Genomic DNA, 16,940 nt, shown 5'->3' on the forward strand with positions numbered 1-16,940 from the left:
ATTGATTTGATAGTTCTACCTCGTCTTCCTGCAGACTTAGATAAATTTTCTCGTAAACCTTATATTTTCTTTTTTCAGAAACCTCTTTTACATTCCCTTCTTCATCTGCTTTTAAGAAAACATCTTCAAAGTCTTCTAAAACATTTCCGTACAACAATAGTATTTCGATAATCTTTCTTTCGAAACCGTATAAAATATCTACTTTTTCAGGTCCTTGCTGATGTCCCATATCACCAGGATAATAATCCTCGGGCGGCCCGGTTCGCGGATCTTCCGGATCTCCTCCTGAATAATTGGCTTGTTTTGAAGGCTGGTTTCTAACAACCTCAAAAGGTTTTTGTTCCTGTTTTTGTCTTTTATTTGCTTCAGAAAGATCTTTTTGAATCAGCTGTGCCAGCGTACTTACTAAAACTTGTTCAGAAATATCCATAATTCGGGCACATTCCTGAATATAAACTTCGCGCTGAATTCTGTCCGGTATTTTCGAAATACTGGCAACCATATCTCGGATTAAATCGGCTTTTTTTATAGGATCGTTTTTGGCTTCTCCCATCAAAATAGAAGCTTTAAACTGTATAAAATCTTTACTGTTTTCTTCTAAATACCGCACTAAATCGTCATGCGAATTTTTTCTGGCAAAACTATCCGGATCTTCTCCATCGGGGAAAGCACAAACTCTAACGTTCATTCCTTCTTCCAGAATTAAATCGATACCTCGAATAGAAGCACGAAGTCCGGCAGCATCTCCATCAAAAAGTACGGTAATATTTCGCGTTAAACGATTTACTAATCGGATTTGATCTGGTGTTAAAGCTGTTCCCGAAGAAGCAACTACATTTTCGATTCCGGCCTGATTAAACTGAATTACATCGGTGTAACCTTCAACGAGATAACAATTATTTTGTTTGGCTATAGCCTGCTTTGCCTGAAAAATTCCGTAAAGTACTCTGCTTTTATGGTAAATATCACTTTCTGGTGAATTGAGGTATTTTGCTGCTTTTTTATCGTTGGTTAAAATACGTCCTCCAAAACCCAAAACACGTCCCGACATACTGTGAATAGGGAACATTACACGCCCTTTAAAACGGTCAAAAGGACGATCTTCTCTCGCAATGGTTAAACCTGTGCTTTCCAGAAATTCCAGCTTATATCCTTTTCCCAGAGCTTCTTTTGTTAAAGCATCCCAGGTTTCAGGAGAATATCCTAAAGCAAATTTTTTGATGGTTTCATTTGTAAATCCTCTTTCTTTAAAGTAAGATAAACCAATTGCTTTTCCTTCTTCAGAATTAATTAAAACATCCTGAAAATACTTCGCCGCAAATTCTGAAACCAGATACATACTTTCACGAACATCTGTTATGGCTTTTTCAGCCTCTGTCTGCTCGGTTTCCTCAATTTCGATATTGTATTTTTTAGCTAAATAACGAATAGCTTCGGGATATGTAAAATGGGAATGTTCCATCAAAAAGGCAACGGAATTTCCTCCTTTTCCGGAACTAAAATCTTTCCAGATACCTTTTGCAGGAGATACCATAAAAGAAGGCGAGCGCTCATCTGAAAACGGGCTTAATCCTTTAAAGTTACTTCCTGCACGCTTTAAATTAACAAAATCGCCAATAACCTCCTCTACTCGAGCAGTTTCAAAAACGGCGTCTATGGTACTTTGTGAAATCAAAACGTTAGATTATTTTTTAAAAATTAGAGCCTGTAAAAGTACACAAATCAAACCTGAATTTACAAAAAAAAGTGCCTCTTTCGAAGCACTTTTTCTACTTACTAAACTCAACTTTATTTTTAATTTAAATCGAAACGTAATCCTAAAGAAATATTATTCTCTTTCACTAAATTATCCTGAAACAACGGATTCAGATCGTATTTAAGATACAAACTCACATCTCTGTAACCAATGTAAGAACTCAAACCGTAAATAAAATTATTTACATTATAATCGCCTTTTATTCTCGTTTTGTATTTTAAATCATCTTCTTCAAACTTCAAAATTTGCTTTGATTTTACGTTGATTCCGGCATAACCACCCACTCCAAAACGAAAACTTTTATGTGTTTTAAAATAGGTTTTCCCATTTTTTTCTATCGGTCTTGTAAAATCAAATTCTAAATGTACCGGAAGCACCAAATACACATTTCTAAAACGAGATTCTGTTAAATGTACCGGATTTACTTCAAGGTCTGTCTGATCGCCGTTTACAACAAAACTTCTGTTATCTGTTGCTCGAATGTTATTATACATTAATGAAAGTCCGTATTTTGCATGAAGCAGATTGTCGTTTTTCATTAATCTTGAATTATAGGTAAAACCCCATTCGTAGAAATGCGAGCCTATAAAACTATAATTTGAATCCTGTAGTTTTCCGTCGACCATAGTGTTGTTTAAACCCATCGCAAACACAAACTGCGATGTTGTTCTTTTTTCGCCATGAATAGAATCTTTATGCTGTTTTGGAGATTTCCAGCGAATCATATACACTCTCGAAGAATCTTCTTTGATTTTTCCGTCGACTTTTTCTGCACTAAATCGTTTAGTTCGTTTTGAGCCAAAGTAATTTTCTCTTCCATAATTACTGCTCTAGCTTCTGCCAATTCTTTTTTACGCTTATCGGCCTGTTCCTGTGTAATTTTTCCTTCTGATAACTGAACATTTACTGCTTCAACTTCTTCCTTTAAAGCTTCTTTTTCTTCTTTTGTAATCTTCTCAATTTTATTGGCTATTCTTTTTGTTTCAGATTCGAAAGTTTCTTGTCCCAGAACTTTGCTTACAAATAAGAAAACGAGGATTACGAGGTAAATGGTAAAATTTTTCATGATTGATTTTTTTTATTGATTGTGATTGATGATATTTTTTAATTGTGAATGGTTAATTGTGAATGGTTAATTGTGAATGGTTAATTGTGAATTCTATCTCCCCCGGATTAAAATCCGGCGCTACGATATGGATCGTTCCTTCGGAACTTTAAATCTATATTTTTTATTCTTGCTCTCTTTTTTCTTTCTTCTTTCTTCTTGCTTCTTACTTCCTGCTTCCTGCTTCCTGCTTCTAAAAATCTAGCCTTACTCCTGCTGATTTCTATTCGCTAAAGCAACTTTTACCGTTTGGTAGTTTTTATTGACTTTTGTGATTACTTTTTCCCGAAACGAAAGTTCAAGTTCACCATCGACCTGATTAAGCAAATCGGCTGCATTTACTCTTACTTTTGCTTTTTTTACCGGATTTTCTGCTAAAACTTTATTCTCGGCCGTTTCTAATAATTGGTCTACATTTTCTTTTTTAGAATTTTCGGCAACTGCACTTTGATTGTTGATTGATTGTTTTTCCTGATTATTGATGATTGAAGACTCCTCTATTTGATTTGATTCATTTTTACTAGTTTTATTTAGTGTTTGATTAAAGTTGTTTTCTTTTTTATTTGATTTTTGATTTGAAGTTTCTGTCAAAGCTTTTTCAACAATTACTGTTTCAGCCTGAACTGAATCAGCTTTATTTAAGATTGGTTTTGTAACAGAATTTGTTTTAATATTTTCTTCGATTACAACACTTTTAACAACTTCAACTGAATTTTTCTTTTGATTGAAAAAGAAAGTTCCAACCAATAAAAAACCAATAATACTCGCAGCTATATAAAACCATTTTTTATTTTTCTTTGGCTTTTTTTCTTCGGCGATACTCAACATAGCGTCTAATCGATCCCAGGCTTTTTCACTAGGTTCAATTTTGCGTTGATTTAATTTTTCACGGAAATCCTTTTCAAAATTATTCGGTTCCATTATCTTGTTTTTTTAAAATAGTAATTTGTGTTTGCAGCATTTTCCTGGCGTGCGATAATTGCGATTTCGATGTTCCTTCATTAATTCCTAACATCTTGGCAATTTCATTGTGTTTATATCCTTCGATGGCGTATAAATTGAAAACCATTTTATAACCATCTGGCAGAGCATCAATTAAAAACTGAATTTGTTCTACCGTAAACTGGCTGTCGATTTCATTAAAACTTTCTTCTGTAAAAAATTCATCTTCGGCAAAACTTACTTTTTTCTGAACTCTTAAATACGAAATACATTCGTTAACCATAATTCTCCGAATCCAGCCTTCGAAACTTCCTTTGTGTTCAAAGTTTTTCAGATTGGTAAAGGCTTTCATAAAAGCGGTTATCATTACATCTTCTGCCAGCTGAATATCTTTTATATATTGTCGGCAAACGCTTAACATTTTCGAAGAATATTTACCGTAAATCTGCTGCTGCGCCTGACGATTGTTTTCGACAGCCAGCTTTATGATTTTGGTTTCTTCTTGATGTAAATGAATAATTTTCATTAATACGCTTTCGGTTTGGTTTTGGTTTTAGAAACAGACTTCTATTAGCATAGACGCATAGAGTTTTGAAATGGTTGCATGGGGAGAAAAATTTTCAATAAAAAAAATCAAAATCCCAATAAAACAAAAATAGATAACTGATTTACAACAAAGTAAACCAATTATCTAATTAATAAATTTTCTGATTTTCTAATTAAAGAAACTATTTCTTTCTCTCAATTACATAATTCACCATCAAAGTAAGAGCTGATTTAAACTCAGAATCTGGATAGTTTTCTAAAAGAGAAAGCGCTTCCTGCTGGAATTCGACCATTTTGTTTTCGGCGTAAGCCAAACCATTATTATTTTTTACAAAGGCAATAACTTCTTTTACGCGTTTTTTGTCTTTGTTGTGGTTTTTGATGGAGTTTATCAACCACTTTTTTTCCTGCGGAGTACAAGTATTTAAAACGTGAATTAAAGGCAAAGTCATTTTTTGCTCTTTAATATCGATTCCGGTTGGTTTTCCGATGGCTTCTTCGCTATAATCAAATAAATCATCTTTGATTTGAAATGCCATTCCGATTAGTTCACCAAACTTTCGCATATTTTCAACCTGAATTTCATCTTCAATTACAGCTTTCGCGCCAAGCGCACAACAAGCCGCAATAAGTGTTGCTGTTTTTTTTCTGATGATTTCGTAGTAAACATCTTCGGTAATATCAAGTCTGCGGGCTTTTTCTATTTGAAGTAATTCTCCTTCGCTCATTTCGCGAACGGCAACCGAAATAATTCTCAACAAATCAAAATCACCATTATCGATAGAAAGTAATAAGCCTTTTGAAAGTAAATAATCTCCAACCAAAACTGCAATTTTATTTTTCCAAAGCGCATTTATGGAGAAAAATCCGCGGCGTCGATTACTATCGTCTACCACATCATCATGAACCAAAGTTGCGGTATGAATCAATTCGATAACCGAAGCACCACGATACGTTCTTTCGTTTACGATTCCGCCAGAAACCATTTTTGCGGTTAGAAAAACAAACATCGGACGCATCTGTTTTCCTTTTCTGTTTACAATATAATAGGTAATTCTGTTGAGCAGCGCAACCTTTGAAGTCATCGATTCGTGAAACTTTTTTTCAAAAAGTTCCATCTCGGTAATAATAGGCTGTTTTATTTGTGAAGTAATATTCATTTCGATTTCAAATATACTATTTTAAATAAAAAAACGTTGTCTATTTTATGTTAGTATATCAACAAATATGTACTAATTTAAAAAAAACAATCCAAAAACACCTCAATCTAATACTAATTTGAATTCATTGATTAAAAGTAAAACCAAAAAAACTATTTATTATGAAAACAAAATTTTTATTAATTGGAACATGTGTCGCTTTATCACTCATTACAAGTTGTAATTCTGATGAAAACACAAACGACGGAACAAGTAAAACAATTACAAACGACGAAATTATTGCGAATGCAAAAATAGATGCCTCAATTGATGATGTTACAAATATCGCCGAAGAACAATTCACTTCGCAGGTAAACGTAAACAGCAAACCTACCGGAAATGTAAAACACTTTTTACCAGAATGTGCTGTTATAACAACAGTTCTTACCAATAATACGTTTACAAAAACTGTTGATTTTGGCGTTGAAGGCTGTACGCTTGAAAACGGAAATACGGTAAAAGGTAAAATGGTAATTTCATTTTCTAATGACTTTTCATCGTCTACGCAGACTATCAGTTATACATTTGAAGGGTTTTATCATAATGGTAAAAAACTTCAGGGAAGCAAAAGCATTATTCGTACTGTAAAAGCAACCGATTTACTTGCTGAAGCGCATCCGGTTTCGATCGCTGCGATTGATTTGACTATTACTTTTGATGATGGAAGTATTTACAGCCGAAAAGGTTCTTTGGTAAAAGAAATGACCGCCGGCTACAATACCTGGTTCAATTGGGATGATAATGTATTTGTAGTTACCGGAAGCGGCACCACAACTTTACCAAACGGAGATACTTATTCGGCAGAAATTACCACCCCATTAGAATTTAAAGCTTCCTGCAAAAAATCTTTTGCTGTAAAAGGAGTTGTATCGATTACTAAAAACGAAGCTACGGCTGTTATTGATTATGGCAATGGAGATTGCGACACAATGGCTTCTGTAACCAAAGATGGTGTTACTGAAGAAATTGATTTGAAAAAATAGAATCCCTTTTTGCCCACAAAAAAAGCATTAAAAACAAGTTTCACCCTTGTTTTTAATGCTTTTTTATTTACCTGCCAAATGTCCCTACGGGACATTTTTATTGTCGCTATTTTTGTTCTACCGACGAGATATTCCTAACGGAATATTTATCTCGGAGAGATTAAATATCGGTAGCAAAAAAATAACGTAATCCGCACTTTTGTCCCGTAGGGACTATACTTCAGCTTCTTTGTTCGCCAATTGACCGCAGGCAGCATCAATATCTTTTCCACGGCTGCGGCGTACTTTTACTACAACGCCAATATTTTCTAATGCTTTTATATAAGCCATAATGGATTCTTCTGAAGCTTGTTGAAATTCTCCGTCATCAATTGGATTGTATTCAATTAAATTGACTTTACATGGAACATATTTACAGAATTTCACTAAGGCGTCAACCGAAGCTTTATCATCATTAATTCCTTTCCAAACCACATATTCGTACGAAACTTTACTTTTGGTTTTTCTATACCAGTATTCTAATGCTTCTCGTAAATCTTTTAAAGGAAAGTTTTTACTGAAAGGCATAATCTTCGCGCGGGTTTCATCAATTGCCGAATGCAGCGAAACTGCCAATTTGAATTTTACTTCATCATCGGCCATTTTCTTTATCATTTTAGGAATTCCTGATGTCGAAAGCATAATACGTTTTGGAGACATTCCTAAACCTTCAGGTGATGTTACCATTTCTATTGCTTTAATGACATTATTGTAGTTCATTAAAGGCTCTCCCATTCCCATAAAAACAATATTCGAAAGCGGGTGATTGTGATACAAACGGCTTTCTTTATCGATTGCCAAAATCTGATCGTAGATTTCTCCCGGTTCCAGATTTCGCATTCTTTTTAATCTTGCAGTCGCACAGAAATTACAATCTAAACTACATCCTACCTGACTTGAAACACAAGCCGTCGTTCTGGTTTCAGTAGGAATCAAAACAGATTCTACTACTAATCCATCATGCAGGCGTACGGCATTTTTTACCGTTCCATCATTACTTCTCTGCATGGTATCAACCTTAATATGGTTGATCACAAAATTTTCTTCGAGCATAGAACGTGTTGTTTTGGCAACATTTGTCATATCCTCAAAACTATGTGCTCCTTTGCTCCAAAGCCATTCATAAACTTGATTTCCACGGAAAGCTTTGTCATTATTTGCGACAAAAAAATCTCGTAACTGATCTTTTGATAAGGCTCTTATGTCTTTTTTCTCAATTTGCATGCTGCAAAGTTAATCACTTTTGTCATTTTTTTGACCGATTCTTAAATTAAACCTTTACTATACTGATTTAATAAAACTCTGAGCATGATTTTTATCATTTAATTTGGGTTGTCTCCTTGATAATTTTGATACAAGAAAATAAGGTTAGTTCACAACCACATTCAGGAACTGGCCAAATTAAAATAACCTATACTTTATCAAGATGAAAACAATTAAATCAATCCTAGTAACCGTATTTATTACCATATTCTCTTTTCAATTAAATGCACAAAGAACTTATACTATAGTTGATTCTAAATCGACTTTTGAAGTTGCCGGAACTTCTACTGTTCATGACTGGACCATGAGATCAACAGAGGGAACCGGCATTGCCAATTTAACTGTCAAAGATTCTAAGCTGACAGCCATAAACAGCCTTACTATTTCATTATTAGCAGAAAGCCTAAAAAGCGGCAAAACGAGTATGGATGAAGTAGCTTATGAAGCTTTAGATACACAAACTCACAAAAGCATTGATTATACTTTAAAATCTGCTGAAAAAATTAATGACTCTACCTGGATTCTAACCGGAACTTATACCGTAGCAGGCGTTAGTAAAGAATACAAAACTCAGGTAAAAGTAACGACCAGCAATACCGTTATTATTTTGCAGGGATCTAACCAAATTACTTTTGGCGATTTTGAAATGACACCTCCAAAGGCTGCTCTTGGCGTCGTAAAAGCCGGAAAAGATCTGACTATAATTTTCAATATTTCTCTAGGTCAGGTAAATCAAATTTCAGATTTATAGCCCCAATTTACTTTCAAAAAATTATTTCTTCAAAAAATCAAAACTTGATTTTAGGGCATCATTCTATGCAAAAAAATTGAAAACGTTGTAGTTATTAAATACTTATTTAATAAAATTTTAACAATGATTTTTATCATGTGATCCCCTAAAATATTGGCTGATCTTTGAATCAAGTTAAAAAAAACATTCTAATGCAGAATGAGATTGGCCAATTTGTTAACTTATTTTTCATAATAAAAACATGACAAAAATGAAAACTATTAAAATAAAACTATTTGCAATTGTAATCGTTTTTTTTGGAATTACAACATTTGCTACAGCACAAAAATCTTATGCTTTAGATGGCAAATCTACCTTTTCAGTTGCAGGAACTTCAACGTTACATGATTGGGAAATGAAATCGGCTTCAGGAACCGGAACAGCAAATTTTACAATTGCTAATTCTAAATTAACTGACATTGAATCTTTATCAATAAGTCTTTTGGCTGAAAGCGTGAAAAGCGAGAAAAAAAGCATGGACAAAGTAGCCTATGAAACTTTAAAAACAGATAAAAATAAAAACATCAAATATGTTTTAAAATCTGCCGAAAAAGTAAATGAAACAACTTGGGAATTAACAGGAACATATACAATAGCAGGCGTTAGTAAGGTGTATAAAACTACTGTAAAAACCACTGTTACAAAAGACGGATTGAACATGCAGGGATCTAACAAAATCACTTTTGCAGACTTTGGAATGAAATCACCAACTGCTTTGCTTGGCACAATCAAAACAGGACAGGATTTAACCATAAAATTTAATTTAAACTTTAATTTATAAAAGCCATGAAAAGGATATATATATTATGTCTGACATTAGTCAGTACACTTGCTGTGGAGGCTCAGGTAAGTTTTGGCCATATTCAAAACCAAATTCCAAGAGGCCAAAAAGGAATTAATCAATTTGATGTAAAAAAAGACACTGTAGCTTATAAAGGTTTAAGTGTAGATATAGGAGCGGCTTTTGCACTTCAATTTCAGGCTTTAAACTCTTTTAATGATCAAAAAAATCTAGCAACAGCACCTAGTTATAGATTAAATAATTTAGAAAATAACTTTAATTTACCAAATGCAAACTTTACAATTGGCGCACAGTTATATGATGGTGTTCGTGTAAACTTAGATGTTTATCTGGCTTCTAGACACCACAATGAAACATGGGTAAAAGGCGGTTATTTGCAAATTGACAAGCTTGACTTCATTAAAAAAGATTTCCTTGCTGATTTCATGAAATATACAACCATCAAAATTGGTCAGATGGAAAATAACTACGGTGATGCACACTTTAGAAGATCTGATAACGGAAATGCTTTTATGAATCCATTCGTTGGAAATAATATAATGGATGCATTCATTACAGAAATGGGAGCTGAAATTTATTACAACAGATCAGGTTTTGTGAGTATGATTGGAGTTACAAATTCAAAACTAAATCAAAACGTACAGGAAATTGTTCAGGCTTCTGCTACTCCGGCAAAACCGGACAACAATACGACCATAAGCCCTTCTATTCTTGCAAAACTTGGATGGGACAAACAGATTAATGATGATTTAAGAATTAGAGTAACGGGATCATATTATCATACAGCAAATTCTAGTGGTAATTTATATGCTTCTGACAGAGCTGGAAGCCGTTTCTATGGAGTAATGAGCCATTCTGAATATAATATTATTGATCCGGCTACTGGGACACCTATTAATACGGTTGCAAACAACTTTGATCCAACGGCTAATAAAGATACGGGAAGATTTAATCCTGGATACGGAAACTGGGCAACATCATATATGGTAAACCCTTTTATTAAATACAAAGGTCTTGAGTTTTTTGGAACCTTAGAATTTACCTCTGGAGGCGATTATAAAGGAACAGATGATACTCGTAAAGTAAATCAATATGTTGGGGATATTGTTTATCGATTTGGCGAAAATGAAAGATTTTATATTGGAGGAAAATACAATCTGGTTGACGGAAAATTAGCAAATGCAAACGCAGAGGCAATCCAGATTAACAGATTTGAAGCCGCAGCCGGGTGGTTTATGACTAAAAATGTTTTGGCAAAATTAGAATACGTAGATCAAAATTATAAAAACTTCTCTCAATTTAATGGAGCAACTCCTAATGATCTTTTCGGCGGAAGTTTTAAAGGATTAATGTTTGAAGCAGTAATTTCATTCTAATAATGTACAACAGGTTTATTTTTTTAATTATGGGTTTAGCCGCTTTCCTTTTATTAGGAAGCGCTAAGCCCTCTTTTTTAGCAGAAGATGAAGCCTTAGTAATAAATAAAATTAAAATAGAAATTACAGGGACATCAACTGTTGGCAAATACAATTGTTCGAATATTTTTACGGCAAAAGATACCGTTTATGTAAACTCTTTAAAAAAAGACATTTTTAATACCGCAATCAAAATGTCAAACTTTGATTGCGGCAATAAGATAATGACTAAAGATTTACAGGGAACTGTAAAAGTGAAGCAATTTCCTAACAGCACTGTTTGCATTACAGATGTAAAATCATGTGGGAAAAATTACAAATGCCGCTTAAACTTTTACATTACAGATAAAACCTTAAAATACAAAGACTTTATTCTATATAATTCTGATGATAAAATCCAGGGAACTCTTAATTTGAAATTTTCAGAAATTGGTCTTGAACCACCAGTAAAAATGGCTGGTTTAATAAAAGTAAAAGATGATATCGTAATAAATTTCAGCTTGTATAAAGGCTAAAAAGAAGGCTTTAAAATTTTTGCTTTTTTTTTTAACTAAAAAAAATTAATCCAACTCTTCAAAACTAAAAAATTTGGCACAAGAATTGTCTTGCACTCAAATGAAAAATAATCTTACAAAGCGCGCAACAATTTTAAAATTTGTATTTTTATTATTCCACTTTATAACCTTTTAAATTTTATAACCTAAAAAGACAATTTATTATGAAAAAACAGATTTTAAGTTTGGCTGTTGTTGCAATGTTAGCATTCGCTGTTCAATCATGCGATAAAAAAGAAACTAAACCAGAAGAAGAAAACTTAACCTTAGGAAACAAAGTTGATTCTTTAACAACAGATATTGAAGAAGTAAAAGACAGCGCAGTAAGTAAGGCAGAAAGTGCTGCAACTAAAGCAAAAGATGCTACAGAAAATGCTGTTCAGGATGTAAAAGACGGAACTAAAAAAGCGGCTGAAGATGTAAAAGCGGCTACTAAAAAAGGGGCCGAAAAAGTTGAAAATGCAGCTAAAGCGGCTAAAGACGGAACTGTGAAAACAGCTAAAGATGTAAATGAAGCTTTGAAAAAATAATTTTCAAGTTAAACTAAAACCAGAAACCATTCGCTTAAACGAATGGTTTTTTTATACAAAATAGTCAGCAGATATTTTTTGTATTTTTGCATTCAATTACAACAATTACAAGATGCATTTTATATCACAAGAATTAGAAGATTATATCGAACAGCATTCTGAAAATGAACCGGAATTACTGGCGAAACTAAATAAAGAAACTTACCAGAAAATACTTTTACCGCGAATGCTCAGCGGACATTTTCAAGGTCGCGTTTTAAGCATGTTGTCAAAATTAATTCGTCCGGTAAATATCCTTGAAATCGGAACTTATACCGGTTATGCTGCTCTTTGTTTATGCGAGGGAATGCAGGAAAACGGCCAATTACATACAATTGACATTAAAGAAGAATTAGTAGATTTTCAAAGAAAATACTTTGATGCGTCGCCTTGGGGAAACCAAATTTTTCAGCATTTAGGTGAAGCTATTGATATTATCCCAACTATTGATGTGAAATTTGATTTGGTATTTATTGATGCAGATAAGGAAAATTACCTCAATTACTGGGAAATGATTGTTCCGAAAATGAATAAAGGCGGCATTATTTTATCTGATAATGTTTTGTGGAGCGGAAAAATCCTGGAACCAGTTCATCCAAATGACACAAGTACAAAAGTACTTTTAGAATACAATCAGCTTTTAAAAGATGATCCGCGCGTTGAAACCGTTTTACTGCCTATTCGTGATGGATTGACGGTGAGCAGAGTTTTATAAAATAAATCAATTGCCTCCTGCTTTAGCTGGAGAAACCTATTTAAGAAAAATCAAGGGCTTTAGCCAAATTAAACACTAGTAGATAATTTGGCTAAAGCCCTTTCTTCAATTTTATTTTACCTCCAGCTAAAGCTGGAGGCAATTAAACAAGCATTTAATCATGAATTACAGCACCGAAATAAATTCTGAAGGTTTTGCGATTATAAACAATGTTTATTCTGAAAATGAAATCGAAAAACTAATTTCATTAATTGAAGATGTAACCGAAAACGATTCTGCTAATGCAACTTTTAGAAAATCTCAGGATTTATTTGCTATTAGACAATTTCACAGAGAAGTACCGGAAACTTTAGACTTTATTTTTAATGAAAATTTAAATAAAATAATTGAGTCTAATTTTGGAAAAGGCTATTTCATAACCAAATCAATCTATTTTGATAAACCTGAAAAGTCAAATTGGTTTGTGGCTTATCATCAGGATTTAACTATTTCTGTGGATAAGAAGATTGAAGTTGAAAATTTCGAAAACTGGACTGTAAAACAAAATCAATATGCCGTTCAGCCTCCAACAGAAATCTTAGAAAACAATTTCACAATCAGAATTCATATTGATAAGACCACAGGAGAAAATGGTGCATTAAAAGTCATCAATAATTCACATTCAAAAGGAATCCTAAGAATAGAACATATGGATTTTAAAAACGAAAAAGAAACGATTTGTGAAGTAGAAAAAGGCGGAGTTATGATCATGAGACCTTTATTATTTCATGCTTCAAATAAAACCACAAATAACGAAAGAAGAAGAGTAATTCACATTGAATTTAGCAGACAACAACTTCCCGCAGGATTAGAATGGAGTGAAAAAGCTATTCTTCTACACAATTAAAAAGACTAAAAAAGGTTCTAAGTTTTCTCAAAATAAAAACTTATAACCTTAGTATCTTAGAACCTCAGAACCTTTAAAAAGCCCTTATACGGGAAAATATTGCCTTTTCAATCTTCTATAAGCTAAAAAGATTAAAAAACCGAAAAGTGCTCCAAAGAAATATCCCGTAAGAATATCACCCGGATAGTGCAATCCTAAATAAATTCGGCTGTAAGCAAATATTAAAGGCCATAAAAACAATAGTCCAAAATATTTGAAATGATCTTTTAAAACCAAATATAAAAAGGTTGCTACTGCCATTGTATTTGCAGCATGTCCGGAAAAGAAACTAAACGATTTTCTAACCTGAACCACTCTGATAATGGTATTAATATCAGGATTATTACATGGTCGTAAACGCTGAAAAGTATGCTTAAACAAATTACAAGTTTGATCTGTAAAAGCAATTAAAACTGCTATAAAAAGCAATAAATATAAGGTTTGCTTTCCTCCTATTTTTTTATAAATAAGATAAAACAATAATAAAAAGAATGGAGTCCAGTATAACTGATTGGTAATAATCAGCCATAATTTATCGTATGTTTCAGAACCTAATCCATTTAGATATACCAATAAATTGATATCTAATTGTTCTATTTTTTCAAGCATATTACATTTGGCGTTTTATAGGTCCTGAAAGTGAGTCAATATCTTCTTTTACTTTGTCAATTTCTGTTGCAGTATCGCCTAACAAATTAGTCGTATCTCCTAATAAATTAGATTTTGCACTTTCAATTTCTGCATTAATATTACCCGTTAAACTGTTCAAAGATTTTGCATCAAGCCCATTTGCCTCTGCTCCTTTTTGAATTTCACTTTTAATATCGTTAGTTGCATTTTTTAGTTGAGCCATAGCTTTCCCCATTGTACGGGCAATTTCCGGCACTTTATCAGAACCAAAAAGCATTAGTACTATAAACAGTATGAAAACTAATTCTCCTCCTCCTATACCAAACATATCTTTTATTTTTGTTGTGCCACAAAGATATTAAATTTTGAAGCGCACAGTTTTAAAATTTACTTAAAAAAAAAGACTCTTTACAGAGTCTTTTTAGTTTGTTCTTAGTCAAATTTTGATTTTTGCTCAACCTTTGGCCATGAATTATTGGTTACATCAATATCAGCCGTAAGCAATTTTGGATCGATCTGAATGCTCTTAATCGCTTTTGCAGTTGCATAAACTTTCTTAGCCGTATCATTGTTTTTTCTCCAGATTTGTGCCGGATATTGATAGTTATCTTTTGTACCGTCTTCATAGGTGATTTCAACCAAAATAGGCATAATCATTCCGCCTGGTTTATTGAATTCAACTTCGTAGAAATATTTAGGCGATTTGATACTTGCTTTTTCTTCTGCAGTAAAAGTCTGATCTACGTAATCTGATAATGTTTTTACATCGTCTAATTTTAAAGCTTTTTTACTTGAAGCATTTACTTCCGGATTATCTCCTGAAACTAAGTAAACAAAAGGACCTTTTTCAAAACCAAAACGACCTTTTCTAACTTTTACATCTTTAATATCCGCAGTTGGAGTTTCAGAAACATAATATTGTTTTACATCTTTAATTCCGATATCTACGAAATCAGTTGAATAAAACCATCCTCTAAAAAACCAGTCTAAATCAACCGCAGATGCGTCTTCCATAGTTCTAAAGAAATCCTCTGGAGTTGGGTGTTTAAATTTCCATCTGTTTGCATATGTTTTAAATGCGTAGTCAAACAATTCTTTACCCATAACTACTTCTCTTAACATGTTAAGTCCTGTAGCCGGTTTTCCGTAAGCGTTATTCCCAAATTGGTGAATTGTCTCAGAATTAGACATAATTGGCTCTAAAAACTTTTGATCACCGCTCATGTAAGGAACAATATTTTTTGCAGGTCCGCGTCTTGATGGGAAAGTTGAATCCCACTCCTGCTCTGCTAAATATTCTAAAAATGAATTTAAACCTTCATCCATCCAAGTCCATTGACGCTCATCTGAGTTTACAATCATTGGGAAAAAAGTGTGTCCAACTTCGTGAATAACAACACCAATCATTCCATTTTTAACTTCTTTTGTCGTTACACCATTTTCGTCCGGACGACCAAAATTCCAGCAAATCATTGGATATTCCATTCCCTGATCTTCTGCAGAAACAGAAACAGCTTTTGGATAAGGATAATCAAAAGTGTGAGATGAATAACTTTTTAAAGTATGTGCTACAACCAATGTAGAAGTTTCTCCCCAAAGCGGGTTTGCTTCTTTTGGATAAACAGATTCCGCCATAACCGTTCTGTTTCCAATTTTTACAGCCATTGCATCATAGATAAATTTTCTTGAAGTTGCAATCCCGAAATCACGAACATTTTTTGCACTGAATTTCCATGTTTTTTTCTTTTCAGAAAAACCTTTTTCAGCAGCTTCTGCTTCTGCCTGAGTTACAATTACAACCGGTTTGTCAAATGATTTTTGAGCCTGTTCGTAACGTTTAACTTGTTCTGCAGTAAAAACTTCACTTCTGTTTGTTAATTCTCCTGTTGCATCAATTACGTGATCTGCAGGAACAGTAATATTTACATCAAAGTTCCCGAAAGGAAGAGCAAACTCTCCGCTTCCCCAAAACTGCATATTCTGCCAGCCTTCTACATCATTATAAACGGCCATTCTTGGATAAAACTGAGCAATTACATATAATTTGTTTCCGTCTTTTTCAAAGAATTCATAACCAGAACGTCCACCTTCTTTTCTATAATTGTTGATGTTATACCACCATTTTACCGAAAATGAGATTTTCTCTCCCGGTTTTAAAGGCGAAACCAAATTGATACGCATCATCGTTTCGTTGATGGTATACGACATTGGGTTTCCTTTTACATCCTTTACCTGCTCAATATTAAAACCACGCTCTAAATCTTTTTTAAGATATTTAGTTGCAAAGCCATCTAGCGGTAAAACCTGACTAAGTTTTTCACCTTCAGCAAGAGACGTTTGTCCGTTTGCTCTTGCCTGATTTTGATCTAACTGCACCCATAGATATTCTAAAACATCCGGAGAATTGTTAGTATATGTTATGGTTTCAAAACCGCTTAGTTTTGAGTTTTTATCATCTAATTCTACATCAATTTTGTAATCTGCCTGCTGTTGGTAATAAGCAGGACCCGGCGCTCCCGAAGCCGTACGAAACATATTTGGTGTTGCCAGTAAATCGTACATCTGGCTGAATTTGTTAGTATCGTATTTGCCTTGCTGCTTTGGGGTTGCAGCTTTTTCCTGAGCAACTAACATTGCCGGAAAAATTAATAATAATGAAAGCTTTTTCATAAAAGTTTAATGGTAATTTTTGTCAGGGTGTGAAAAT

18 protein-coding genes are annotated in these 16,940 nt (G+C 33.4%); 8 read left to right on the forward strand and 10 right to left on the reverse strand.

What is annotated here, in order from left to right:
- The 6 genes from dnaG to ABDW27_RS00090 form a co-directional block, all read right to left on the reverse strand.
- A partial coding sequence (gene dnaG, locus ABDW27_RS00065) for a DNA primase (RefSeq protein ID WP_343694035.1) occupies positions 1 to 1,675 on the reverse strand: 1,675 nt, incomplete at its 3' end.
- Positions 1,676 to 1,794: 119 nt separating this feature from the next.
- Positions 1,795 to 2,481, reverse strand: a complete 687-nt coding sequence (locus ABDW27_RS00070; protein WP_343694036.1) for a hypothetical protein — start codon at positions 2,479 to 2,481, stop codon at positions 1,795 to 1,797.
- The gene (locus ABDW27_RS00075; protein WP_343694037.1) at positions 2,478 to 2,822 is read right to left on the reverse strand and encodes a hypothetical protein; all 345 of its coding nucleotides are present in this window, start codon (positions 2,820 to 2,822) and stop codon (positions 2,478 to 2,480) included. The genes ABDW27_RS00070 and ABDW27_RS00075 overlap by 4 nt, the downstream gene beginning before the upstream one ends.
- 246 nt (positions 2,823 to 3,068) lie before the next feature.
- Positions 3,069 to 3,782, reverse strand: coding sequence for a hypothetical protein (locus ABDW27_RS00080; RefSeq protein WP_343694038.1), 714 nt, complete (start codon positions 3,780 to 3,782; stop codon positions 3,069 to 3,071).
- Complete coding sequence (locus tag ABDW27_RS00085; protein WP_343694039.1) at positions 3,769 to 4,329, reverse strand: RNA polymerase sigma factor; 561 nt, start codon at positions 4,327 to 4,329, stop codon at positions 3,769 to 3,771. The genes ABDW27_RS00080 and ABDW27_RS00085 overlap by 14 nt, the downstream gene beginning before the upstream one ends.
- A 202-nt stretch (positions 4,330 to 4,531) precedes the next feature.
- On the reverse strand, positions 4,532 to 5,509 hold the full coding sequence (locus ABDW27_RS00090; protein WP_073412429.1) for a polyprenyl synthetase family protein: 978 nt from the start codon (positions 5,507 to 5,509) through the stop codon (positions 4,532 to 4,534).
- A 161-nt stretch (positions 5,510 to 5,670) separates the two neighbouring features.
- On the opposite strand from ABDW27_RS00090, the gene ABDW27_RS00095 reads away from it, so the two are divergent.
- Entirely contained in the window at positions 5,671 to 6,531 is an 861-nt protein-coding gene (locus ABDW27_RS00095) for a hypothetical protein (RefSeq protein ID WP_343694040.1), read from the forward strand.
- A gap of 213 nt (positions 6,532 to 6,744) precedes the next feature.
- Here the strand turns inward: ABDW27_RS00095 and rlmN are convergent, their stop codons facing one another.
- Positions 6,745 to 7,794 (reverse strand): 23S rRNA (adenine(2503)-C(2))-methyltransferase RlmN, encoded by a 1,050-nt coding sequence (gene rlmN / locus ABDW27_RS00100; protein WP_343694041.1) that lies wholly within the window; start codon positions 7,792 to 7,794, stop codon positions 6,745 to 6,747.
- Between the two features lie 202 nt (positions 7,795 to 7,996).
- On the opposite strand from rlmN, the gene ABDW27_RS00105 reads away from it, so the two are divergent.
- The 7 genes from ABDW27_RS00105 to ABDW27_RS00135 all read left to right on the forward strand — a co-directional run bounded on the left by ABDW27_RS00105 (position 7,997) and on the right by ABDW27_RS00135 (position 13,564).
- Complete coding sequence (locus tag ABDW27_RS00105) at positions 7,997 to 8,584, forward strand: YceI family protein (protein ID WP_343694042.1); 588 nt, start codon at positions 7,997 to 7,999, stop codon at positions 8,582 to 8,584.
- A gap of 250 nt (positions 8,585 to 8,834) precedes the next feature.
- The gene (locus ABDW27_RS00110) at positions 8,835 to 9,404 is read left to right on the forward strand and encodes a YceI family protein (protein WP_343694043.1); all 570 of its coding nucleotides are present in this window, start codon (positions 8,835 to 8,837) and stop codon (positions 9,402 to 9,404) included.
- 5 nt (positions 9,405 to 9,409) lie between these two features.
- Positions 9,410 to 10,801: a hypothetical protein gene (locus ABDW27_RS00115; RefSeq protein ID WP_343694044.1), complete on the forward strand. Its 1,392-nt coding sequence runs from the start codon at positions 9,410 to 9,412 to the stop codon at positions 10,799 to 10,801.
- A 29-nt stretch (positions 10,802 to 10,830) separates the two neighbouring features.
- Positions 10,831 to 11,355 (forward strand): hypothetical protein, encoded by a 525-nt coding sequence (locus tag ABDW27_RS00120; protein ID WP_343694045.1) that lies wholly within the window; start codon positions 10,831 to 10,833, stop codon positions 11,353 to 11,355.
- A gap of 203 nt (positions 11,356 to 11,558) precedes the next feature.
- Complete coding sequence (locus tag ABDW27_RS00125; RefSeq protein WP_343694046.1) at positions 11,559 to 11,924, forward strand: hypothetical protein; 366 nt, start codon at positions 11,559 to 11,561, stop codon at positions 11,922 to 11,924.
- A 112-nt stretch (positions 11,925 to 12,036) separates the two neighbouring features.
- The gene (locus tag ABDW27_RS00130) at positions 12,037 to 12,678 is read left to right on the forward strand and encodes an O-methyltransferase (protein WP_343694047.1); all 642 of its coding nucleotides are present in this window, start codon (positions 12,037 to 12,039) and stop codon (positions 12,676 to 12,678) included.
- A 160-nt stretch (positions 12,679 to 12,838) separates the two neighbouring features.
- Positions 12,839 to 13,564 carry a phytanoyl-CoA dioxygenase family protein gene (locus ABDW27_RS00135; protein WP_343694048.1) on the forward strand — a complete coding sequence of 242 codons (726 nt, stop codon included), beginning with the start codon at positions 12,839 to 12,841 and terminating at the stop codon, positions 13,562 to 13,564.
- Positions 13,565 to 13,648: 84 nt separating this feature from the next.
- Here ABDW27_RS00135 and ABDW27_RS00140 read toward each other — a convergent pair whose 3' ends face one another.
- From ABDW27_RS00140 to ABDW27_RS00150, 3 genes are all read right to left on the reverse strand, one after another.
- Complete coding sequence (locus ABDW27_RS00140) at positions 13,649 to 14,212, reverse strand: phosphatase PAP2 family protein (RefSeq protein ID WP_343694049.1); 564 nt, start codon at positions 14,210 to 14,212, stop codon at positions 13,649 to 13,651.
- Between the two features lies 1 nt (position 14,213).
- A complete protein-coding gene (locus tag ABDW27_RS00145) occupies positions 14,214 to 14,561 on the reverse strand; it encodes a twin-arginine translocase TatA/TatE family subunit (protein ID WP_343694050.1) in 348 nt (115 codons plus the stop codon).
- Positions 14,562 to 14,665: 104 nt separating this feature from the next.
- Positions 14,666 to 16,903, reverse strand: a complete 2,238-nt coding sequence (locus tag ABDW27_RS00150; protein ID WP_343694051.1) for a M1 family metallopeptidase — start codon at positions 16,901 to 16,903, stop codon at positions 14,666 to 14,668.
- Positions 16,904 to 16,940: the final 37 nt, after the last annotated feature.

The sequence above is a fragment of the Flavobacterium sp. genome (assembly GCF_039595935.1).
GTDB lineage: Bacteria > Bacteroidota > Bacteroidia > Flavobacteriales > Flavobacteriaceae > Flavobacterium.